This is a genomic window from Micromonospora globbae, from assembly GCF_003610785.1.
GTDB lineage: Bacteria > Actinomycetota > Actinomycetes > Mycobacteriales > Micromonosporaceae > Micromonospora > Micromonospora globbae.
The window spans coordinates 296,424-318,841 of record NZ_RAQQ01000002.1; the positions used below are offsets into that span (position 1 = coordinate 296,424).

Here is a 22,418-nt window from a genome sequence, read left to right on the forward strand (position 1 = left end):
GTCGGGACGCTGGTGGCGGAGCCGATCGGCCGGTGAGCGGCACCCCCGTGCCCCGGCCGCGGCGGGGGACCGGCGCGTCCACGTCCGGCCGGCCGACGCTGTCCGACCGCTGCGCCCGGGCCGTGCGGTCCCGGCCGTTCGAGGTCGCCATCGTCGTCCTCATCGTGGCCAACGGGGTCGTGCTCGGCGTCGAGACGTTCCCGCACCTCGGCACGGCCGGGCCGGTGCTGCGCTGGTTGGAACTCGCGTTCCGGGTCGCGTTCGTCACCGAGATCGCCATCCGGCTGCTCGCCTACGGACGCCGCCCGCAGGACTTCTTCCGGCACGGCTGGAACATCTTCGACTTCCTCGTCACGCTGGCGATCTTCGTGCCCGGCCTGCACGGCGACCCGGCGCTGCTGCGGGTGCTGCGCGTGGCCCGGGTGCTGCGCCTCGTGCGCTTCTCCCCGGGGCTGCGCACGATCGTGGCGGCACTGCTGCGCAGCCTCCCCGGCGTCGCCGGGTTCCTCGCGCTGGCCGTGGTGACGCTGTACGTCTACGGCATGGTCGGCTGGCTGATCTTCGCCGACACGTACCCGGAGCAGTACGGCGACATCGGCCGCTCCCTGCTGACCCTGTTCGTGCTGCTGTCCCTGGAGACCCTGCCCGACCTGATCGAGCAGGGCATGGCCGTGTCCCCGTGGACGCTGCTCTACTACGTCAGCTACGTGGTCATCACCGTCAACCTGCTGCTCAACATCCTCATCGCGGTCATCGTGAACTCCATGGAGGAGGCCCGGCGTCTGGAGATGACCGAGCGCCTGGCGCCCGGGTACGACGAGGACGGCGACGGCGTACCCGACGAGGTGGACCGCATCGCGCTGACCCAACGGCTGGACGACCTGCGGGCCGTCGTCGCGGAGCTGGAGCGGGAACTGCGCATCGACCGCGAGGACGGGCACGCCCGGCAGGGGACGGGCCGGCCGTCGGCCGGCTGACGGGCGACGCGGGCCGACCGGTCAGGGCAGCGGCCACTCGTGCACGGGCCGGTTGCTGTGCATGAGGTCGACGTAGTGGCGCACCACCTCGCGCAGGGCCGCCGGCCGGTCCAGGTGGTCGGCGGACTCCAGCCGGTGCAGCGTCTCCACCTGCCAGGTCGCCCCGTTGCGCCCGGTCAGGCAGCGCTGCTCGACGATGCCGAGCAGCCGGTCCCGCTCCCGCGGGTCCACACCCCACCGGTCGAGGCCGTGGTGGGCCAGCGGCAGCAGCCGGCGCAGCACCAGCTCGGTCACCGGCAGGTAGCCCAGGCCCGGCCAGAACACCTGCGCCTCGATGCCGTACCGGGCGCAGCTCGTGAAGTTCTCCTCGGCGGCGCTGAACGACATCTGCGACCACAGCGGCCGGTCCGCCTCGGCCAAAGCCCGCACCAGCCCGAAGTAGAAGGCGCCGTTGGCGACCGTGTCGACGACGGTCGGCCCGGCGGGCAGCACCCGGTTCTCGACGCGCAGGTGCGGCCGGCCGCGCAGCACGTCGTACACCGGCCGGTTCCACCGGTAGATCGTGCCGTTGTGCAGCCGCAGCTCGGCGAGCTTCGGCACGCCGCCGGCCGCCAGCGCCTCGGCCGGGTCCTCCGGATCGCAGACCGGCAGCAGCGCCGGGAAGTAGCGCACGTTCTCCTCGAACAGGTCGAACACGCTCGTGATCCAGCGTTCGCCGAACCACACCCGGGGACGTACGCCCTGCGCCTTGATCTCCTCGGGCCGGGTGTCGGTGGCCTGCTGGAACAGCGGGATCCGCGTCTCCCGCCACAGCTCCCGCCCGAAGAAGAGCGGCGAGTTGGCGCCGACCGCCACCTGGACGCCGGCCACGACCTGGGCGGCGTTCCAGTAGTCGGCGAACTGCGGCGGGCTGACCTGGAGATGGAACTGCGTGCTGGTGCAGGCCGCCTCCGGGGTGATGGTGTCGGCCGTGACCGCCAGCCGCTCCACGCCGTTGATGGCGATCCGCAGATCCTCGCCGCGGGTGGCGAAGATCTGCTCGTTGAGCAGCTCGTAGCGGGGGTTGGCCGAGAGCGTCCGGGCGGTGAGGTGGTCGGGACGCAGGGTCGGCAGGATGCCGATCATGACCATGTGGGCGCCGACCGTCCGGGCCTTCTCCTCGGCGGCGTTCAGGCTGGCCCGCACGTGCTCCTCGAACTCGGCGGTGCCGGTGCCCGACAGGCGTCGCGGCGGGACGTTGATCTCGACGTTGAACTGGCCGAGCTCGGTCTGGAAGTGCGGGTCGGCGACGGCCGCCAGCACGTCGGCGTTGCGCATGGTCGGCTGCGCGTCGTCGTCGACGAGGTTCAGCTCGATCTCCAGCCCGGTCATCGGGCGGTCGACGTCGAAGCGGGACTCCCGCAGCATCTCGGCGAAGACGTCCAGGCAGCGGCGGACCTTGTCGCGGTACCGCGCCCGGTCCTCCCGGCTGAAGCTCCGCACGCCGACTTCTTCGCCCATGGTCACCACCCAGTCACCGCCGGTCCTCCTAACCTCGCACGCGAACGGCGGGCGGGGGAAGACCACGAGCACTTCTCCGTACCCATCCCCGGCCCGGGTGATCCCTGTCGCGTCCGGCCGGTCGTGCCCGGTCCGGAACGCCACCACCGCTAGCATGGCCCGCCGAGAGGTGGTGGCGGTGGCGAAGCGAGACACGGTGACGCGGCTCTTCATCGGAGCGGCGATCGCCGAGGCGTGTTCCTGGCTCGGCCTGCTGGTGGGGATGGCGGTCAAGTACGGCCCGCCCGGGAACGAGCTGGGTGTGAAGGTCTTCGGGCCGATCCACGGCGGGCTGTTCGTCGCGTACCTGCTGCTCGTCCTCCTCGTCGCCCGCCGGCACCGGTGGAGCCTGCTGGCCACCGGGGTGGCCCTCGCCTGCGCCGTGCCCCCGTTCGCGACGCTCGCGTACGAGCGCTGGGCCCACCGCCGGGGGATGCTCGGCGCCGCGCCCGCCCCGGCGCGGCCGGAGCCGGCGGCGGTGCGCTGACGCCGCCGCACGACCTCACCCCGGCCGTCGGCGGGCTGGCCGCCCATCCCGGCCGGGGAGCACGCTGACCGCCGGCGCGCGGCTCGGCCGGTCCGCGCGCGGACCTCGCCTCAGCCGCTGCCGCCGTCCGACCCGAGCGCCGCGGCCCTGCGGGCCAGCGCCGTCAGCGTCGCCTCGTCCCGCGATCGGACCGCCGCGGCCGGGGTCAGCCAGGAGCCGCCCACGCACGCGACGTTGGGCAGCGCGAGCCATCGCGGGGCGGTGTCGGCGCTGACGCCGCCGGTGGGGCAGAACGTCAGGTCGGGCAGCGGCTGGGACAGCGCCGCCAGGTAGGCGGGGCCGCCGGCGGCCGCCGCGGGGAAGAACTTGACCGTGGTGAGGCCGGCCTCGGCCAGGGCCATCATCTCGCCGACGGTGCCGGCCCCGGGCAGGTACGGCAGGCCGGTGTCCAGGGCGGCCCGGGTGAGCCGGGCGGTCGCGCCGGGGCTCACGAGGAACCGGGCGCCGGCCGCCGCGGCCTCGTCCACCTGCGCGGCGGTCAGCACCGTGCCGGCGCCGACCACCATCTCCGGCACCCGCGTGGCGACCTCCCGCAGCGCGGGCAGCGCGGCGGGGGTGCGCAGGGTGATCTCCATGGTCCGCACGCCGCCGCGCAGCAGCGCCCGGGCCAGCGGTACGGCGTCCGCGGCGTCGTCCAGGACGACGACCGGGATGACCGGACCGAGCCGGACGAGGTCGGCCGCGGAGCGGATCGTAGTGGGCGCGTCCATCGTCAGAACACGATCGGTTGCAGCGGGATGCCGTGTTCCCGGCAGTGGTCCTCGTACCGTTTGAGCTTCGTCTCCGCCGTCTCGACGTACGCGAGGTCGCCGGTCTCCGTCACGTACTCGATCGGGCCGTGGATGGCGAACAGCGTCAGCATCGGCTCCGCGTCGGTGACGTCGGCGACCAGCGTGTGGACGTCGCCCGGCGGCTCGTAGACGTACGCGCCGGGTTCGGCCTGCCAGTCGTGCTCCAGGTAGTGCCAGCGGCCCTGCACGACCCAGCCCTCGACCTCGGACAGGTGGCGGTGCCGGTTGACGACGCCGCTGCGGGCGACCTTGAGCAGGTTGACCCAGCTTCCGGCGCGCAGGTTGATCCGCAACGGCTTGAACCAGACGTTGGCGGACCCCTGCGGGATCCAGGGCAGGTCCCGGGCCCGGACCAGCGAGTCCGAGACGGGCTGGACGTTCTCCATGATCCTCCTTGACGGTGGTGCCGGACGTGTGGCGGGCGGCGACCCCTCGGGCCCGCCGGTCAGTGCGGGTGGTGGTGGCCGTCCTCGCCGTGCCGGTGCCCCACGTGGAAGTCGACGACGCGGCTGCTCACCGTGCCGGTCACCGCCGCCTCGGTGGTGAGCAGCATCCCGGTCACCGACGCCGCGGCCTCCAGGGCGCGCAGCACCACGCCGACGGGGTCGCCGACGCCCTCACCCAGCAGGTCCCGGTAGTCGCCCGTGCGCGCGTCGTACCCGACGTGCCCGGGCAGGTCCGCGACGCGCTCGGCCACCGAGGCCCCGTCCGCGCCGCCGTTCGCCGCGATCCGGCGCAGCGGTTCGCCGAGCGCGTGGCGGACCACCTCCACGCCCGCGCGCTCGTCACCGGAGGCCGGCAGCGCGGCGAGGACCGCGCGGGCCTTCACCAGGGCGCTGCCGCCGCCGGCCACCACGCCGTCGCGGGCCGCCCCGCGGGCGGCGGCCAGGGCCTCCGCCACCCGCTGCCCGCGCGCCCGCCGCTCCACCTCGGTGTGGCCACCGACGCGCAGGACGCAGACCCCTCCGGACAGCCGGGCGATCCGCAGCCGGTGCCGCTCCCGCTCCCAGTCGGAGGTGGCGGCGGCCAGCTGGGCGCGGATCCCGGCGACCCGCCGGTGCCGCGCCGCCTCGGTCCCGGCGCCGCCGACGATGGTGGTGTCGGTACGGGTGACGACGACGCGGCGGGCCTCGCCGAGCATCCCGAGCCCCACGTCGGCCAGCCGCAGACCCGCCTCGGGCGTGACCAGCTCACCGCCGGTGAGGGCGGCCACGTCCCGCAACGTCTCCCGGCGGGTCTCGCCCAGCTCGGTCGCCCGCACGGCGACGCTGCGGAACGAGTCCTCCACGTTGTTCAGCAGCAGCGTGGCCAGGGCGTCGTCGACCACGTCCTCGGCGATGACGAGCAGGGGACGTCCGGTCGCCACCACCTGCCGCAGCAGCGGCAGGAACTCGGCGACCGCGCCGATGCGGCCGTCGTGCGCCAGGACGTACGGGTCGTCGAGGACGGCGACCGTCCGCTGCGGGTCGGTGACCATGTACGGGCTCAGGTAGCCCCCGGGCAGCCGCATCCCGTCGAGCAGGTCCGCCTCCGTGCCGGTCGCGTCCCACTCCTCGACGGTCACCACGCCGTCCGGTCCCACCTTCTCCCACGCGGCGGCCACCAGCTCGCCCACCTCCCGGTCGCCGGCGGCGGTGGTGGCGACGGCGGCGAGGTCGGCGAAGCCGGCGACGGGCCGCGCCTCGCGGCGCAGGTGCGCGCGGACCGCGTCGACGGCGGCGTCCATGCCGCGCCGGACCGCGACGGGGGAGGCGCCGGCGGCGACCGCCCGCAGACCGTGCCGGGCCATCGCCTGGACGAGGACGACCGCCGTGGTGCCGCCCCCGCCGGCCTCCCGCCGCGTGACCTCGGCGGCCGCCCGGACCAGCCGCCGCCCCAGGTCGGCGTACGGGTCGTCGAGGGTCAGGGCGGCGGCGACCTCGGCGCCGTCGGAGGTCACCCGGGGCGGGCCGGCGGGGCGGGCCAGCACGACCGTCCGGCCGCGCGGGCCGAGGGTCACCGCGGCGGCCTCGGCGAGCGCGTCGACACCCGCCCGGAGCCGGCGACGTGCGGACTCCGCGAACAGGATCTCGGGCATGGCGGGCGCGTCCTTCCGGTCGGGGGAGCGGGGGTGCGCGGGCGCCTCCGGCTCCCGTCGCGGCTCAGGTGGGCAGCTGCGCCTTGAGGTACGCGGCCATCGACGTCAGCGACGCGCGGGCCTCCGCGTCATCGACCCCCTCGGCCACGTCGGCGAACCGGTCGATGGCCGCCTCGCTCTGCTCGGCCAGCCGGTCGGCCGCCTCGAGGCTGGCCCGCATCCGCGCACGGTCGGCGAGCTTGACCGCCCCGGCCGCGTAGAAGCGGTTCACCAGCGCCTCGGCGTCGTCGAGCACCGGCCTGCGCCCCCGCTCCATGATCAGCGCGGCCTGGAGCATGGCGCGGGCGTAGCCGGTGTCGTAGAGCTCCCCGCCGTGCCCGCCGCCGCCGACCCCGGCGTACTGGCCGCCGATGGAGCCGTTCTCCCGGTCGAAGTCCAGCGCGCGGGGGTGTTCGGCGAGCACCCCGCGGTCGTAGCCCTGCCGGACCAGCTCCCGCATGAAGGCGAACATGTCGGTCTCGCCGTTGTCGGGGAACACCTCCGCGTACCGCTCCCGCGGCTTGTCCACCGTGACGTTGCGGTAGTGGATGTGGTTCACGCGATCCTTGGCGCCCACGTAGCGCAGGAACTCGACGGCGTCGTGGCCCACCTCGGGCGTCACCCCGGCGTGGACGGTCAGCCCGTTGGCCGGGCTGTCGTACGTGTCGATGAGGCGCTTCCAGTCGGCCACCGACGCGAGCACCTGCGGGTTGCCCCGGCTGATGACGGCGGGCGGGTCGTTGGGGTGCACGGCCAGCCGGACGCCGGCCGCCTCGGCGACGGGCACCACCCGGTCGAGGAAGTACTTGTAGTTGTCCCAGATCTGCTCGTACGTCAGCAGGGGGGTGCCCGGGCGTGGCGGCAGGTCCTTCACCGGGACGCCGTCCACCTCGCGGTGGTAGTCGAAGGCCGTGTAGCCGGCGCCGAGCCGGTCCTCGTCGTCGATCAGCTCGTAGTAGCCCTCGGTGAGCCGGTGGACGTAGAAGTTTGTACTCGACCACGCGGATGCCGGCCTGACCGGCGGCGACCAGCGACTGCCTGATGTACTCGATCTGCTGGTCGCGGCCCTCCTGCCCGCGCACGATGCTGTCGGTGATGTTGATGAGGTAGGCGGTGATGTGCAGCCCGGCCGCCTCCAGCCGCTGCCGGTCGGCGATGAGCGTGGCCGCCGTCCAGGGCAGGGGCGGCGGGTTGGTGATGAGGGCGCCGGTGACACCGGCCTGGCGCCAGCGGCGGACCGTCGCCTGGCTCGGGTTGCGCGAGAACCACTGGCACAGCCGCGGCGTGTTCGCGCTCTCCTTCACCTGCTCGGGCCACTTCAGGTACGGGTACGGCAGGCCGCTCGACCCGGCCGTACCCGCCTCGCTCGCCTCGGCGGCGGCCGGCCCGCCGCTGCCCGCGATGGTCAGACCGGCGGCCGACACGGCCGCCAGCGATGCGCCCTGCCTCAGGACGTCCCGGCGGGATTGCGCCATGATGCGCTACCTCTCGTTCGTCGGTACGGGTGGCGGTGCGGGGGTGCGTAATCGACGCCGACACGGCCGAAACTGTCTGTTACCGCGCCGTGATGCGTTTTCCGGCACTGCGGTAGGACGATGTGGCGGCGCCGCGATTGGGCGTGCGAAATCGCCGCCGGCGCCCGGTGAGGGTGGGGCTTTCGGCTCGTCCGGGTGGGCGGAAATGTGTCGACCGGGCGCGCCCTGCCGATTTCGGGCGTGGCCCGCCCCGCCGGGTCGGTGGCCCGCCACCTGCGGGGACACCGCGCGCTCAGGATGTCGGATCTCGTGCCACGGCGCCTCCCGGCGAGGTCGAATGGACACAGTCGACACAGCAGGACCAACCGTGAAGGGATCGACGGTCCCCATAACAACGCAGTAACGAAGAACCCGGGTTCGTGTTGGCAGACGCTAGCCTCGGCCCTCGTCGGTTGTTAAGAACGAGTTACGAATGATGCCATCCGCATCCTTGATTACTCGTTGTCGACGCTGATCCGGTGACGCACACCCACCGATCGGCGGCGTGCCTGGCGGCAGGGGGTTCTCGGTGCTCAGGACGGATACCCGGCTGGAGTGGTTCGTCTCGTTTCTCGGCGTGGTGGACACCGGGAGCTTCGTGGCCGCCGCGGAGGCCACGCACCGGTCGCAGCCGCGGGTGAGCATGCACGTGGCGGCGCTGGAACGGGAGGTGGGGCTGCCCCTGTTCGACCGCCGCAAGCGGCCCGTCGAGCTGACCGAGGCGGGCGCCGTCCTCGCCGTGCACGCACGCGCCGTCCTGCGCGAACTGGAGGCCGCCGAGGCGGCGATGGCGCCCTGGCGGGGCGGCGCGCGTGGGGTCGTCACACTCGGCTGCTACCCGAGCGCCAGTGCGGCGTTCGTTCCGGCGCTGCTGCGCGAGTTCGCCCGGACCGTCCCGGACGTCAAGGTGGTGCTCATCGAGCGCGCGACCCTGGAACTCGACCACGCCCTCACGACGGGCGAGGTGGACGTCTGCCTGCGTCCGATGTCACCGCCCCCGACGACCCCGTCGGTCGTCGGCCATCCTCTGTGGCGGGAGCCGCTGGTGGTGCTGCACCCGATCGACCACCCGCTGTCCGAGCTCCCGGAACCGTTGGCCGTCGCCGACGTGGCGACGTACCCGCTGGTCTCCATCGGACGCCTCGACGACGCCCAGTCCTCGGAATTCGAGGTCTACCGGCTCTTCCGGGAGCACAGCCGCGAGCTGGAACCGGTGCAGGCGACCAACCAGCCGCAGACCCTCGTCGAGATGATCCGGGCGGGGCTCGGCGTCGGCGTCACGAACTGGCTGGCCGTACGCATCGCCGACACCGAGGGGGTGCGGATCCGCCGGATCGAGGGCGACTGCGGTCGCCGGGTCGCCGTCTACCGGGACATGTCGCGGCCCATGAACCCGGCCGCCCGCAGCCTGCTCGAACGCATCGTGCAGGCGCCCCGGCCGCCCGGCACGCAGCCCCCCGGCGCGGTGCCGGAGGCCCCCGCGATGGCGCGCTGACGTGCCACCTCGGTGCATCCGTTGTGCGGATAGGTCCATTCCGTTTCCGTTGTTAACGCCCTGCAACAACTCGCCTAGTGTCATCCGCACGCAACCGCCGGAACGGCTCGACGGGGAGGGAGGACACGGTGCGTACGCCACAGGAACCGTCTCCGACCTTCCTCCTCACCGGACGGCGGGCCCTCGTGACCGGAGCCGGAAGCGGCATCGGCCGGGCCATCGCCGTCGCGTACGCGGCGGCCGGCGCCGACCTCGTGCTGCTCTCCGAGCGGGACAACCTCGACGAGGTGGCGGAGGCGGTGCGGGCGCACGGCGCGACGGCCACCTGTGTCCGGTTCGACCTGGCCGACGTGGCCGGCCGCGCCGGGTTCGTCGAGGCCCTCCTCGACGAGCACGAGGTGGACGTCCTGGTGAACAACGCGGGTGTCATCCGCCGCGCGCCCAGCGAGACGTTCCCCGACCACGACTGGTACGACGTCATCGAGGTCAACACCCACGCGGCGTTCCACCTCGCCCGCGCGGCCGGCCGCCGCATGCTCGCCCGCGACGGCGGGAAGATCATCAACATCGCCTCGGTGCTGAGCTTCCAGGGCGGCGTCTTCGTCCCGTCCTACGCCGCGAGCAAGCACGCGATCGCCGGCCTCACCCGGGCCCTCGCCAACGAGTGGGCCGGCCGGGGTGTGAACGTCAACGCCATCGCGCCCGGCTACGTCGAGACCGCCGTCACCGAAGGGCTGCGCGAGGACCGGGAACGCCGGGCCGAGATCACCGTCGGCATCCCGGCGGGCCGGTGGGCCACGCCGCAGGACATCGTCGGGCCGGCCGTCTTCCTCGCGTCCGCGGCCGCGGACTACGTCCACGGACACATCCTCGTCGTCGACGGCGGCTGGCTCTGCCGTTGACGCTTCGCCGACAACCTCGAAAGGAGCGGGAGCACGTGACTTCCGTACCGACGCACGACATCGTCGAGGCCTACCGCGGCCTGGCGACCGCCTCGGTGGCCGACGCCGTGGAGAAGACCGGTGAGCGCGGGTACCTGACCGGTGCCATCGGCCCGGTCCTGCCCGGCAAGCTGGTCGGTCCGGCGGTGACCGTGCTCGAGGAGCCGTGCGACTGGGCCGAGCCGCCGACCCTCGCGCTGCGGGCGATCGACGAGTCGCCGGCCGGCAGTGTCCTGTGCATCGCCGCCGGCGGCGCGGACGTCGCCGTGTTCGGCGGGCTGATGGCCGCCGGCGCGGTGGTGAACGGGATCGCCGGCGCCGTGCTGGACGCCCGGGTGCGCGACATCGAGGAGATCCGGCGCGACTACCCCCAGCTGGCGATCTACGCGCGGGGCGGCGTCCCCTCGACGACGGTCGGCCGCTACCGGACGGTGAGCCTCAACGAGCCGGTCGAACTCGGTGGTGTCGTGGTGTCGCCGGGGGACCTGATCGTCGCCGACAGCGACGGCGTGGTGCGGGTGCCGGCCGACCGGATCGTCGAGATCCTCGAGATCGCGCAGGGCATCGAGAAGGCCGAGCGCGAGCAGACGCAGCTGATCCACGAGTCGGGGTCCCTGCTCACCGGCCTCGCCAAGCACAACCGGGTCTGAGGCCGTGGACATCCTCGCCCTCGGCGAGCCGCTGCTGGAGTTCACCGCCGGCGACGACCGCCCGTTGGAGGCGGCGCGGACCTTCGCCGTGGGGTACGGCGGCGACACCTCCAACGTCCTCATCTCGGCCAGCCGGTGCGGCGCCGCCACCGGCTACATCACCCGCATCGGCGACGACGGCTTCGGCACGGCGCTGCTGCGACTGTGGCAGGCCGAGGGCGTGGACACCGCGCACGTCGTCCGCGAGCCCGGCGGCCGGACCGGCATCTACTTCATCTCACGCGACGCCGCGCACAGCTCCTTCACGTACTACCGCGCCGGCTCGCCGGCCAGCCGGCTGAGCCCCGCCGACGTGCCGGGCGACGCGGTCGCCCGGGCCCGGGCCCTGCACGTCTCGGGGATCACCCAGGCGATCAGTGTGTCGGCCTGCGACGCCGCCTTCCACGCCATGCGGCTGGCCCGCCGCCACCAGACGCTGGTCACCTACGACCCGAACCACCGGCCGGCACTGTGGCCGCTGGACCGGGCCCGGGCCGTCGTGACCCGCAGCGTCGAGCTGTGCGACGTGGCACTGCCCAACGTGGAGGAGGGGCGGCAGCTCACCGAGCTGGACGACCCCGAGGCCGTCCTCGCGTGGTTCGCCGCGCGCGGCCCGCGCATCGTGGCGTTGAAGATGGGCGACCGGGGCGTCCTGCTCTGGGACGACGGCCACGTCAGCGAGATCCCGCCGCACCCGGTGGTCCCGGTGGACAGCACCGGGGCCGGTGACGCGTTCGACGGGGCGTTCGTCGCCCGGCTGGTCCAGGGGGCCACGCCGTCCGACGCCGCCCGCTACGCCGCGGTCGCCGGCGCCCTCACCACCCAGGGCGACGGCGCCGTCCACCCGATACCGCGGGACGCGGCGATCCGCTCCGCCCTGCGGAAGGACCCGATCACGATTCACCAGCGGAGGCGATAACCATGCCGTTGCGAGACGTCTGCGACTCGCCGCCGTCGGCACAGCGGTGGTCCTGCTGGCCGCCGCCTGCGGCGGTGGCTCCACGGTCGACGACGACGACGGCGCCGGCGGGGCGGCGCTCACCAAGGTCCGTGCCGGCTACGTGTCGGCCATCGACCAGATCGGGCTGCCGGTCGGCCTGGAGGGCGGCTACTTCGAGGAGGAGGGGCTCGACGTCGAGCTCGCCCAGCCGTTCCCGACCGGCGTCGACGCCCTCAACGCGTTGCAGGCCGGCACCGTCGACATCATCCAGGTCGGCACGCCCCTCATCGCCGCCGCCCAGAAGGGCATCGACCTCGTGCTGCTGGGCAACTACACCGGTTCGGCGAGCCAGCGCAGCATCGACGAGACGATGGCGGTCGTGGCCGCGCCCGGCGCCGAGATCGACCCGGCCGACCTGAAGACGCTGCGCGGCAAGCGGATCGGCGTGTCGGTGGCCTCGATCAACCACCTCTACCTGCTGGGCCTGCTCGACTCGGTGGGCCTGTCGACGAACGACGTGAAGATCGTCAACACCGCGCCGCCGGACATGGGCGTCGCCCTGCAGACCGGCGGCGTGGACGCGGCGGTCATCTGGGACCCGTGGCCGATCGTCGTCACCGAGCAGGTGCAGGGCGCGCGGGAGATCCTGCGCGGCGGCGGCCACATCCCGTTCGTCGGGTACATCGTCGCCACCCGCCAGTTCGTCGACGGAAACCCCGAGGTCGTCGAGAAGTTCCTCACCGCCCGGGCGGCGGTGGACCAGTGGATGCGCAAGAACCCGGACGAGGCCGGGGAGTCGGCGACCCGGTGGCTGCCCGGCACCAAGCCGGAGGTGGCCAGGAAGGCGATGCAGTACAACACCAAGCAGCTCGACCCCCGCTTCAGCGCGTGCAACTACCTGGCGCTCGACACGATCAGCCGGCTCCTCGCCGAGCAGGAGGTGGTGCAGCCCGGCTTCGACGTGAGCAGGTACTTCGCGCCCGAGCCGATCCTCGGCATCATGTCGGCCGAGCCGGCGCTCTTCGACGACCTTCCGGCCGTCCCGGAGGCGGCGGCGATCGGTGCCGGGTACACCTTCAACCGTGACGAGGCGGTGAAGGCTTGTCCGTGACACTCGGCCGGACGGCCGGCCCGGGCTTGCGGGGGCGCACCGCCGCCCCCGCGAGCCGCGGCCCGCGCGGCCGCCTGGCCTCAGCGTTCTGGTTCCTGCTGCCCTTCGCCCTCCTCCTGGTCGTCTGGGCGGTCGTGGTCGCGGCCACGGGCACACCGATGCGGATCTTCCCGCAGGTGACCGACGTCGGATCGGCCATCGCCGACATGTGGGCCAGCGGCGACCTCCTGCGGCACCTCGGCGCCAGCCTGCGGCGCGTCGGCGTCGGCGCCCTGCTCGCCGTGGCGACGGCGCTGCCGTTCGGCATCGCACTCGGCGCGAGCCCCAAACTGGCCGCCTTCTTCACCCCGCTGCTGCGGTTCTCGGTCTCCCTGGCCGGCATCGCCTGGATCCCGATCGCCACGCTCTGGCTCGGCTACAGCGACCAGGCCGTGATCTTCATCGTGTGGAACGCCATGTTCTTCGCCCTCACCTACAACGCGCTGCTCGGCGTGCAGCAGATCCCGATCGAGCTGATCCGGGCAGCGCGGTCGATGGGCACCGGGCGGCTGCGGATGTTCTGGGAGGTGCTGCTCCCGGGCGCCCTGCCCAGCGTCGTGACCGGCCTGCGGATCGGCCTCGGGTACGGCTGGCGCGGCCTGGTCGCCGCCGAGATCATCGCCAGCAGCGCCGGTCTCGGATACGCGTTGTTCCTGGCCCAGAAGAGCTTCGACACCGACGTGGTCATCGCCTCCATGGCGATCATCGGGGTGCTCTGGCTCCTCATGGACCGGCTCGTCCTGTCGCCGTTGGAGCGGCGCACGGTCGAGCGGTGGGGCATGAAGTCGGTGGTGAGCTGAGGTGGCGGACATGGTGGCACCCACCGACGGCGCGCTGGACCGGGCCGCGACGCGGACTCCCCGCCGTCGGCTCGCCGTCTGGCTGCGACGCGTCACCCGGACCGGGGCGGTCCGCACGCTCGGCCCGTTCGTGCCGATCGTCGTGCTGTGGTGGCTCGCCGCGGAGCTGGAGGTCTTCCCGGCCGCGTTCTTCGTCGGCCCGGACGCCGTGCTGACCGAGTTCCTCGACCTCATGCGCAAGGGGGTGCTGCCCGGCTACCTGTCGGACTCGCTCACCCGGCTCGCGTACGGGATCGGGTTCGGGCTGCTCATCGGCCTGCCGATGGGCTTCCTCGTGGCGATGTCGGCCTGGGCGCGGCGGCTCACGTGGCCGTTGCTGCTCTTCTTCCAGGCCATCGCCGACATCGCCTGGCTGCCCATCGTGATCGTGTGGTTCGGCTTCAGCCTGACCGCGGTGACGTTCGTGATCGTCTACACGATCGTCTTCCCGCTCGTCCTGGCCGTGGTGTCCGGGGTGGAGCAGGTCCCGCAGGAGCTGGTCCGCGCCGCGCGCAGCCTCGGCGCCGGCCGGTTCCGGGTCTTCGTGGAGGTCATCGTGCCCGGTGCGCTGCCGGCGGTGGCCGGCGGCATCCGCACGGGCCTGGGCTACGGCTGGCGCGCCCTGATCGCCGCCGAGATCATCGTCGGGACCAGCGGCGTCGGCTTCATGATGTTCGACGCCCGCCGCGTCGGCGACGTCTCGGAGGTGTTCCTGGGCATGATCGTTCTCGGCGTCCTGTGGTACGCGATGGACGCCCTCGTCCTGGCTCCGTTCGAACGGGCCACCGTGGAGCGTTGGGGAATGGTGCGACAAGTGGAGGCCGGCAGGTGACCGCGCTCGAGATCAGTGGGCTCGCCAAGGAGTACGTCGACAGCTACAGCGGTGACCGGGTGACCGCGATCGGCGAGGTGACCTTCACCGTCGAGGAGGGGGAGTTCGTCTCGATCCTCGGCCCCAGCGGCTGCGGCAAGACGACGGTCCTCAACATCATCGCGGGGTTCGTGGAGCAGACGGCCGGCACGGTGAAGGTCGGCGGCCGGGTGGTCGACGGTCCCGGGCCCGACCGGGGCGTCGTCTTCCAGAACCACGCCCTGTTCCCCTGGAAGACCGCGGCCTTCGGCCTGCGGATGAAGGGGATTCCCGCCGCCCGGCGCCGGGAGATCGCGCTGGAGCACCTGGAGCTGGTGGGGCTGGCGGGCTTCGAGAACCGGTATCCGCACGAGCTGTCCGGCGGTATGCGGCAGCGGCTCGGCGTCGCGCGGGTGCTCGCCAACGAACCGGCGGTCATGCTCATGGACGAGCCCTTCGCGAGCATCGACGCGCAGACCCGGCGCAAGCTCCAGGAGGACCTCACCCGGGTGTTCGAGCTGCGCCGGCCGACGGTCTTCTTCGTCACCCACGACATCGACGAGGCCGTGTTCCTCTCCGACCGGGTGGTCGTGCTCTCCCGCCGGCCGAGCCGGGTCCGGGAGATCGTGACCGTCGACCTGCCCCGGCCGCGCGACTGGCAGGGCACCACGGCGCTTCCGGAGTTCCGCGAGATCGCCAACCACATCACGGCGCTGCTGTCGGAGGGGGGTGACCGTGAGGGACCGGAGCTCACCGCTGCGTAGGGCGTGGCGGGCCCGCACCCTCCGCCGGGTCGTCGTCGTCCTGGTCCTCGTGCTGGCCTACCAGGCGTGGCTGGCGATCCAGGCGTCCGGCAAGGTCGCCGAGGGTGTCGGCGAGCGGCGCGACGCGCGGGGACGGTTCACGGTGTCCGTCGAACTCGGTTTCGCCCCCGAGCGCTACCACATCCTGGAGCTGCAGAAGCACGGCCGGATCGCCGGCACCGACGGCAACACGGTCCGGCTGCGGTCGGTGTCCGACGCCGGTGTGGACGCGCTGGCGAGGGAGTACTGGATCGAGCGGATCGTCCCCGCGCGCTGACGGTGCCGTCCGCCGCGCGGGCGGTCACCGCAGCGCGGACCAGAGGGCGACGCCCAGCGCGACCAGCAGCCCGACGACGGCCTGGAGCAGCAGCGGCGGGCCGAGGTGCGTCCAGAGCGTCGCGGTCCGCGGGGTCAGCAACTGGCCGGTCGTGAGGTTGACGATCCGCTCGATCCGTGGCGGCAGCTCCGGGTCGCGTTGCGGACGCAGGGTCAGCTGGACGTGGTCGGCGGGGTGCAGCGCGCTCTGCGGCAGGTGCCCGTGCAGCTCGACCTCGCAGAGCCGGCCGGCGCCGTCGCGCAGCCGCAGCGGGGTGACGAGGTACTCCGGGCCCTTGCGCAGCTGTTTCCAGCTCCGGCGACCGCCACCGCCGGAGCCGGGCAGGATCGCGCGCGCCAGCAGGCGCAGCAGCGCGCCCACGCCCGCCGCGGCCAGCACCACCACCAGCACCGGCTGACTGACCGGCAGCTCCCGCGTGTACCCCTCCAGGAGCCGGACGACCCGGCCCGTGAGGATCCGTTCGGTGGGATGGGCGATCCGCCGGGTATCGAGTCCGCTGTCCATGGTCACCACCGAGAGTCCTGATCGGTTCACTCATGGTATCGGCGTGTCGGGTTGAACGGCGTGAATGAAACCTGGTCATGCGCTCACGACCGGTCAGGTGACATCCGGGACGGCACGGGTAAGCGCAGGGCCGAGCTGGAAAGGGGTCGAGCATGCAGCTGTCCTTCCTGCGCCCGCTCTACGACCGCCCCGGGCCGTGGTGCTCGGTGTACCTGGACGCGTCGGCCGACACGCACGACGCCCACCCGGCCCTCGACCTGCGCTGGCGCGCACTGCAGGGCCAACTCACCGACCAGGGCGCGGACGAGCCGACCGTCGCCGCACTCGACCGGGTGGTGCGCGGGCACGACCCGATGCCGGGGGACTACGGTCTCGCCGTCTTCGCCACCCGCGGGCGGGTGGTGCTCACCGAGTTCCTCTCCGCGCCGCCGCTGCGCGACCTCGCCTCGTACGCGCCGCTGCCGCACGTGATGCCGCTGCTCGCCCAGCGCGGCGAGCAGGTCGCCTGGGTGCGCGTCCTGGCCGACCGCACCGGCGCCGACGCCATGGCGGTCAGCGCCGGCGGCGTGCCGCGGCGGGCCAGCGTGGTCGGGCGCGAGGAGCACCAGCTGCGGCGGGTGCAGCCCGGCGGCTGGTCGCAGTCCCGTTACCAGCGCGCGGCCATGGAGGCCTGGCACCACAACGCCGGCGACGTCACCGCCGCGACCGTCGAGCTGGCCGAGCGGGTCGGCGCGGACGTCGTGGTGGTGGCCGGCGACGTACGCGCCACCGGCATGATCGCCGCGCAGATGCCGCCGCGCTGGCAGGACCTCGTGGTCCGCACCGACGCCGGCTCCCGCGCGGGCGGCGCCGACCAGACCCTCCTGGACGACCTCACGGTGCAGACCATCGCCGAGGTGGCCGACCAGCGCATCACCGCCGCCCTGGACCGCTTCGGCATGCAGGAGGACGTCGGCGCCGGCCTGGACGCGGTGGTCTCCGCGTTGCAGCGCAACCAGGTCGAGAACATGCTGATCGTGGACGACCCCTCCGCCAACGGGGAACTCTGGATCGGGCCCGAGCCCACCGAGATCGCGGTCGACCCGGGGCAGCTGAGCGCCATGTCGGTCGACGACCCGCAGCGGGTGCGCGCCGACGCGGCGCTGGTGCGGGCGCTGGTCGGCACCGACGCGGAGCTTACCGTGCTCGGCCCCGACGAGGCGCCGGAGCTGACCGACGGCGTCGGCGCCGTGCTGCGGTACGTCGACCCGAGCACCCCGGGGCGGGGCAATGGCTGAGCGGACCGCCGCCGACCTGGTGGTCGAGCGGCTGCGCGCCTGGCGGGTGCCGCGGGCGTTCGGCTACCCCGGCGAGGCCATCGCACCGGTCGTCGCGGCGCTGGACCGCGCCGGCGGCGACCCGGAGTTCGTTCCCGCGCGGCACGAGGAGACCGCCTCCTTCATGGCCACCGGGCACGCGAAGTTCACCGGCGAGATGGGGGTCTGCCTGGCCACCCAGGGACCGAGCGCGGTGCAGCTGCTCAACGGCCTCTACGACGCCAAGCTGGACAGCAAGCCGGTGGTCGCCATCGTCGGCGAGGACGTCGCCGGGCCGCTGGGCGGCGCGCACCAGGAGATCGGCCTGAGCCGGCTCTTCGCCGACGTGTGCAACCAGTTCGTCCACTACGCCCGCAGCGCCGGCCAGGTGCCGACCCTGCTCGACCAGGCGTTCCGGACCGCCGCGGCCACCCGCAGCCCGGTCTGCGTCGTGCTGCCCCGGGCCGTGCAGGAGGCGGCCGTGCCCGACCTCCAGTCGCACGCCGCCGGGGTGATCACCGCGACGCCCGGCGAGCCGCTGGCGCGCGTACTGCCGCACGAGGTGGACCTGGCGGCCGCCGCGCAGCTGCTGGAGACCGGCTCGCGCGTGGCCGTCGTCGTCGGCCAGGGCGCCCGGGACGCGGCGGACGAGGTCCTCGCGCTCGCCGACCGTCTCGGCGCCGGTGTGGCCAGCTCGCTCCTGGGCAAGCCCGTGCTCGACGAGCGGCTGCCGTTCCACGCCGGCGTCCTCGGCGAGGTCGGCACGCGGGCCGCCGCGGAGCTGATGGGCGGCTGCGACCGGCTGCTGCTCGTCGGCACCAACAACCCGTGGACGGGCTACCTGCCGATGCCCGGTCAGGTGCGGACCGTGCAGATCGACATCGACGGCCGCCGGATCGGCAGCCGCTACCCGGTGGACGTCCCGCTCGTCGGTGACGCCGCCGAGACGCTGCGCGCGCTGCTGTCCCGGCTGCCGGACCGGCCCAACCCGCGGTGGCGGGCCACGGTCGAGAACTCGGTGGACCGGTGGCGGCGCGAGCTGGCCGACCAGGCCGCCGCCCCCGCCGAGCCGGTGAACCCACGGCTCGTGCTTCAGGAACTCTCCACGCGGATGCCGCGCACCGGCTCGGTGGCGGTCGACGTCGGCTCGGTCATCTACTGGTACGCCCGCCACCTGGAGCTGCCGCCCGGTGTGAACGCGCAGCTGTGCGGCACGCTCGGCTCGATGGGCTGCGCCCTGCCGTACGCGGTCGCCGCGAAGCTGGCCGCGCCGGACGAGCCGGTGCTCGCGCTCGTCGGCGACGGCGCCATGCAGCTCAACGGCCTCGCCGAGCTGATCACCGTGGCGAACCACTGGTCGCGGTGGCGCGACCCGAGGCTCGTGGTGCTCGTGCTCAACAACCGCGACCAGTCGGGCACGGGCGGCGGACGGCAGCCGGTGCACGATCCCGCACGGCGGCGCCCGGACGTGCCGTACGCCGGCTGGGCCCGGCTGCTCGGGCTGCACGGCGTACGCGTGGACCGCCCGGAGCTGGTCGGCGCCGCCTGGGACGAGGCCCTGGCCGCGGACCGGCCGTGCGTCGTGGAGGCGGTGGTCGACGCCCGGGTCCCGCTGTCGCCCCCGGAGCCGGCCTTCGCCGACCTGCGTGGCGTGTTCGCCGACGGCGACGCCGCCCGTCGGGTCCGTGAGCAGGTCGACCGGCAGCTCTCCGTGGCCGCGGAGGACCTGGTCTAGCGGTCGGCCGAGCCCGTCGTCCACGCGGCTCTGGCGTGTCGACGCCGGCGGCACCCGGGCCCGGGTGACCCGGACGGCCCCGGTGCCGCCGAGGTGCGTCGTCCCGCGCGTGCGGGCCGGGCCTCGTCGTGCCCGGCGCTCGTCGTGGGGCGCGTCCGCCACCACCGGGGACGCCCCGCCCCGCGCGACCACCGGCGTCGTGGCGCGCGCGTCCCCGAGCCGCGCTCCCGTCTGGGGGACGCCCGGCAGAACCGGCCTCATCGGCGGGGTTGGTCGTCGTCGCGTGGTCCGGTCGCCGTGGGCGACCCGTCCCCGGACCGCGTCAACCGTCCGGGACCGGCGAAGCGTCCCCCATCAGCGGAATGGTCCCGACAGGTGGGGGAGGGCCCGTTTGAACCCCATCCGGACGGGAAGCCGGGCCGCGTGGTGAGCGAACGAGGCAAGGTGGGGCCGGTGCGCAAGATGCGCGAGGGGCTCGTGGCGGCCGACGCCGGGCTGGCCGGCGACCGGGTCGTGGCGGCCGGCAGTACCGCCCGCATCCTGGTCGCCGCCACGGCCCGCGCGCTGCGCGGCATGGACTGCGCCGATCTGGGACATCCGGGGCCGGTGTCCCGGTTCCCCGGCGCGCCGGACCCGGTCCGCCGGGCGGCGGCGACGCGGGCGGCGGGCCGCGTCGCGCTCACACCCGCGCAGGTCGCCGAGGTGGACGCGGAGCGGGTGGCGCGCTGGTTCGTCGACCAGTACCCGCGCCGCAGCTACGCGGGCGCGGTGCTCGGCTCGCCGCACGGCGCCGCCGCGCACCTCGCCGTCGCCCTCGGGGTGCCCTGGCTGCCCGCCGGCTTCGAGATGACCGCCCACTGGGCGCAGGGCGGGGTGGACCGACCCGGCGCCGCCCTGGAGCACGGGGCCGGACTCGCCGCGCGGCTGCTCGCCGGCAACGACGACCTGCACGTACGCCAGGTGCACTGCCCGGCGAGCCGAGGCGCGCTGGCCGGGGCCACCGTGCTGCTCGCGGCCCGCTGGCGGTCCCTGCCGGCCGCGTACCGGCGGTTCCTCACCGACCGGCTGGCCCCCGGCGCCCCGGTGCTGCTGCTGCGGGACGCGCGGACCTGGCCGGTGGTGGACCCCGGGCAGGGGCACAGCTTCCAGGTCGGCTGCCCCGGCAGCGGGCTGGACCCGGTGGACTTCCACCCGGACAGCCACGCCCTGCGCCAGGTGCTCCGCTCCGCGGGCGGTGACGCCGCCCGGTGGGAGCCACCGCAGGTCTCGTCGCCCTCCGGGTACGCCGAGCACGGCGTGGAGTCCGGTTTCGAACTCAGCGCCCGGGACTGGGCCGGGCGCGCCGGTCGCCGCCTGCACCGGGTGCTCTTCCCGCGGCCGGAGGCGCTGAGCGCGGCAATCGCCGACCTGTACCGGCGGTGGCTGCGCGCCGCGGGGAAGACGGGGGACCGGTTGGTGGTGGAGTGCGGGCGGCTGCTCGACCCGTGGCAGGTGGTGCGCGCGGGGATGGTGCCGTACTGGTGCGAGAACGCCACCCGGCGCAGCGTCGAGGGGGTCGAGTGGTGGCTCGCCGGCAGCGAGCCGTTCAGCTCGGTGGACGTGCTGCCCGAGCCGCCGGGGGTGCGGTCGCCGGCGCTCGCCGGACTGCCGCAGTGGCTCGCGGTGGCCGGGTTCGGCCGCCGGCGGCGGGCCCTGGACCGCACCTCCGCCCGGGGTTACCCGGTCACCTCGGTGCCCACCCGCCGGGCCACGGAGGTACTCCGCGCCCAGCCGTACGACCTGCCGGTGCCGCCCCCGCTGACGGCTGCCGAGGCCCTGGAAGCGCTCCGCGACAGCGGCACCCACCAGGGGTTGCTGGTCTCTTGAGGGGAGCCTAGCGAAACATCCTCGCGAACCCGGGATCCCGTGATTGAGTACCTACGGAGCGGGAACATCGCTGGCTGCGATGGACTGATCACGTTGCGCAGCGTGTCGTCGCCCGCTGGCGTCCCAGTCACGTAACCCACTTCCGGCCCGGTGCGTGGCCCGACCACGCGCACGACCGGTTTCCCAATCCGGGCGGGGGACCTTCCTGAGGGAGGCGCGGATGTTCGGACAGACCACCACAAGCACACCACCACCGACCGAGCGGGGCCTGGAGGACCTCGACGCGGCCGCCCTGGCGTACGCGGCGCGGATCCAGGGACTTCCACCCGAGCGGCGGCAGGAGGCCCGTGACGACCTCGTCCGGTTCGCCCTGCCGTTCGCCGGCCGGCTCGCCCGCCGGTACCGGGGGCGCGGTGAGCCGCTGGAGGATCTGGAGCAGGTGGCCCGACTGGGGCTGGTCAACGCCGTCGACCGGTACGACCCGGAACGGGGCTCGTTCACCGCGTACGCGGCGATCACCATCGTCGGCGAGATCAAGCGGCACTTCCGCGACCGCACGTGGGGCGTGCACGTGCCCCGCCGGCTGCGTGACCTGATCCTGGAGGTGGGCCAGGCCACCGCGGCGCTCACGAGCGAGCTGTCCCGGGCGCCGTCCGTGGCCGAGCTGGCCGAACGGCTGGAGACGCCGGAGGAGGAGATCCTCGCCGCGCTCGAGTCGGCCGCCGGCTACAGTCCCGCCTCGCTGAACGCGCCGGTCGGCGGGGAGAGTTCGGCCGAGTTCGGCGACCTGGTGGGCGAGTCGGACAACGCGCTGGAATCCGTCGACGACCGGGTCACCGTGAGCGGTCTGCTGCACCGCCTGCCCTGGCGGGAGCGGCGCATCCTCGCCATGCGCTTCTACGGCAACCAGACGCAGGCGGAGATCGCCGCCCGCTTCGGCATCTCGCAGATGCACGTCTCCCGGCTGCTGTCGCGCGCGTTGACCTGGCTGCGCCAGGCGATGCTCGCCGACACACCGCCGCCCTGGCAGAACGGTGCCGCCGAGGAGCCGGCCAAGCCGCGCATCTCCGTACGGCAGAACGGCGACCGCGTGGTCGTCGAGGTCGGCGGCGACGTCGACCGGGACGGCGCGGACCAGCTGCGACGGGCCATGCTGGAGGCCGTGACGGGCCAGCCGAGCGAGGTGGTGGTCGACCTCGTCGGCGCCGGCGGGGTCGACGCCGGCGGGATCGCCGCGCTGGTGGCCGGCCGCGACGCGGCGGCCCGCACGGGCGTGCCCCTGCGGCTCACCCGCGTGCAGCCGGCGGTGCGCCGCTCGCTCACCGCGGCCGGCCTCGCACCGGCCCGCGACTGAGCCACGACCGACGCGGGGCCGGGCCTGCCCGGCCCCGCCGTCGGCCGGTCGACGGCGACCGCGGGCGGGCGCCGTCCACCCACACCGGCGCGGGGCCGGCACCCGGAGAGGGTGCCGGCCCCGCGGCCGTCGTGCC

Annotated in this window: 21 protein-coding genes and 1 pseudogene; 15 read left to right on the forward strand and 7 right to left on the reverse strand. The window is 74.1% G+C overall.

The features are described from left to right. Positions 1-32: 32 nt before the first annotated feature. On the forward strand, positions 33-977 hold the full coding sequence (locus D7I43_RS03685) for an ion transporter (protein WP_120326931.1): 945 nt from the start codon (positions 33-35) through the stop codon (positions 975-977). Positions 978-998: 21 nt separating this feature from the next. On the opposite strand, the gene D7I43_RS03690 is transcribed toward D7I43_RS03685, so the two are convergent. Then, complete coding sequence (locus D7I43_RS03690) at positions 999-2,477, reverse strand: glutamate-cysteine ligase family protein (protein WP_120327087.1); 1,479 nt, start codon at positions 2,475-2,477, stop codon at positions 999-1,001. A gap of 178 nt (positions 2,478-2,655) precedes the next feature. On the opposite strand from D7I43_RS03690, the gene D7I43_RS03695 reads away from it, so the two are divergent. Further along, entirely contained in the window at positions 2,656-3,003 is a 348-nt protein-coding gene (locus tag D7I43_RS03695; protein ID WP_396844462.1) for a DUF3817 domain-containing protein, read from the forward strand. A gap of 110 nt (positions 3,004-3,113) precedes the next feature. Here D7I43_RS03695 and eda read toward each other — a convergent pair whose 3' ends face one another. From eda to D7I43_RS34310, 5 genes and pseudogenes are all read right to left on the reverse strand, one after another. Next, complete coding sequence (gene eda, locus D7I43_RS03700) at positions 3,114-3,773, reverse strand: bifunctional 4-hydroxy-2-oxoglutarate aldolase/2-dehydro-3-deoxy-phosphogluconate aldolase (RefSeq protein ID WP_120326933.1); 660 nt, start codon at positions 3,771-3,773, stop codon at positions 3,114-3,116. A 2-nt stretch (positions 3,774-3,775) separates the two neighbouring features. Then, positions 3,776-4,240 carry a 2,4'-dihydroxyacetophenone dioxygenase family protein gene (locus D7I43_RS03705; RefSeq protein WP_120326934.1) on the reverse strand — a complete coding sequence of 155 codons (465 nt, stop codon included), beginning with the start codon at positions 4,238-4,240 and terminating at the stop codon, positions 3,776-3,778. A gap of 59 nt (positions 4,241-4,299) precedes the next feature. Further along, positions 4,300-5,931, reverse strand: coding sequence for an Hsp60 family chaperonin (locus D7I43_RS03710; RefSeq protein WP_120326935.1), 1,632 nt, complete (start codon positions 5,929-5,931; stop codon positions 4,300-4,302). A gap of 64 nt (positions 5,932-5,995) precedes the next feature. Further along, entirely contained in the window at positions 5,996-6,859 is an 864-nt protein-coding gene (locus D7I43_RS33185; RefSeq protein WP_204985151.1) for a mannonate dehydratase, read from the reverse strand. A 106-nt stretch (positions 6,860-6,965) separates the two neighbouring features. Next, positions 6,966-7,445, reverse strand: a pseudogene (locus tag D7I43_RS34310) (mannonate dehydratase); the annotation flags it as partial. 568 nt (positions 7,446-8,013) lie between these two features. Between D7I43_RS34310 and D7I43_RS03720 the strand changes: the two are divergent. The 9 genes from D7I43_RS03720 (at position 8,014) to D7I43_RS03760 (ending at position 15,468) form a co-directional block, all read left to right on the forward strand. Continuing rightward, on the forward strand, positions 8,014-8,979 hold the full coding sequence (locus D7I43_RS03720; RefSeq protein WP_120326936.1) for a LysR family transcriptional regulator: 966 nt from the start codon (positions 8,014-8,016) through the stop codon (positions 8,977-8,979). A gap of 128 nt (positions 8,980-9,107) precedes the next feature. Then, positions 9,108-9,881, forward strand: a complete 774-nt coding sequence (locus D7I43_RS03725) for an SDR family NAD(P)-dependent oxidoreductase (RefSeq protein WP_120326937.1) — start codon at positions 9,108-9,110, stop codon at positions 9,879-9,881. Between the two features lie 35 nt (positions 9,882-9,916). After that, a complete protein-coding gene (locus D7I43_RS03730) occupies positions 9,917-10,570 on the forward strand; it encodes an RraA family protein (protein ID WP_120326938.1) in 654 nt (217 codons plus the stop codon). A gap of 4 nt (positions 10,571-10,574) precedes the next feature. Further along, a complete protein-coding gene (locus D7I43_RS03735) occupies positions 10,575-11,528 on the forward strand; it encodes a sugar kinase (RefSeq protein WP_120326939.1) in 954 nt (317 codons plus the stop codon). A gap of 46 nt (positions 11,529-11,574) precedes the next feature. Beyond that, positions 11,575-12,660, forward strand: a complete 1,086-nt coding sequence (locus D7I43_RS03740) for an ABC transporter substrate-binding protein (protein WP_204985152.1) — start codon at positions 11,575-11,577, stop codon at positions 12,658-12,660. Further along, a complete protein-coding gene (locus tag D7I43_RS03745; RefSeq protein ID WP_240032792.1) occupies positions 12,657-13,499 on the forward strand; it encodes an ABC transporter permease in 843 nt (280 codons plus the stop codon). The genes D7I43_RS03740 and D7I43_RS03745 overlap by 4 nt, the downstream gene beginning before the upstream one ends. Positions 13,500-13,509: 10 nt before the next feature. Beyond that, positions 13,510-14,370: an ABC transporter permease gene (locus D7I43_RS03750; RefSeq protein ID WP_120327089.1), complete on the forward strand. Its 861-nt coding sequence runs from the start codon at positions 13,510-13,512 to the stop codon at positions 14,368-14,370. Continuing rightward, complete coding sequence (locus D7I43_RS03755) at positions 14,367-15,152, forward strand: ABC transporter ATP-binding protein (RefSeq protein WP_120326941.1); 786 nt, start codon at positions 14,367-14,369, stop codon at positions 15,150-15,152. Before D7I43_RS03750 ends, D7I43_RS03755 begins: the two co-directional genes overlap by 4 nt. Then, positions 15,124-15,468, forward strand: a complete 345-nt coding sequence (locus tag D7I43_RS03760) for a hypothetical protein (protein ID WP_120327090.1) — start codon at positions 15,124-15,126, stop codon at positions 15,466-15,468. The genes D7I43_RS03755 and D7I43_RS03760 overlap by 29 nt, the downstream gene beginning before the upstream one ends. Positions 15,469-15,492: 24 nt before the next feature. On the opposite strand, the gene D7I43_RS03765 is transcribed toward D7I43_RS03760, so the two are convergent. After that, positions 15,493-16,041 (reverse strand): hypothetical protein, encoded by a 549-nt coding sequence (locus D7I43_RS03765; RefSeq protein ID WP_120326942.1) that lies wholly within the window; start codon positions 16,039-16,041, stop codon positions 15,493-15,495. Positions 16,042-16,184: 143 nt separating this feature from the next. Here D7I43_RS03765 and D7I43_RS03770 point away from each other — a divergent pair, with 143 nt between their 5' ends. From D7I43_RS03770 to D7I43_RS03785, 4 genes are all read left to right on the forward strand, one after another. Next, the gene (locus D7I43_RS03770; protein ID WP_120326943.1) at positions 16,185-17,309 is read left to right on the forward strand and encodes a baeRF2 domain-containing protein; all 1,125 of its coding nucleotides are present in this window, start codon (positions 16,185-16,187) and stop codon (positions 17,307-17,309) included. Beyond that, positions 17,302-19,062: a thiamine pyrophosphate-binding protein gene (locus D7I43_RS03775; RefSeq protein ID WP_120326944.1), complete on the forward strand. Its 1,761-nt coding sequence runs from the start codon at positions 17,302-17,304 to the stop codon at positions 19,060-19,062. Before D7I43_RS03770 ends, D7I43_RS03775 begins: the two co-directional genes overlap by 8 nt. Positions 19,063-19,524: 462 nt before the next feature. After that, the gene (locus tag D7I43_RS03780; protein WP_120327091.1) at positions 19,525-20,928 is read left to right on the forward strand and encodes a hypothetical protein; all 1,404 of its coding nucleotides are present in this window, start codon (positions 19,525-19,527) and stop codon (positions 20,926-20,928) included. A 220-nt stretch (positions 20,929-21,148) separates the two neighbouring features. Further along, positions 21,149-22,282 (forward strand): SigB/SigF/SigG family RNA polymerase sigma factor, encoded by a 1,134-nt coding sequence (locus D7I43_RS03785; protein WP_120326945.1) that lies wholly within the window; start codon positions 21,149-21,151, stop codon positions 22,280-22,282. Positions 22,283-22,418 lie beyond the last annotated feature (136 nt).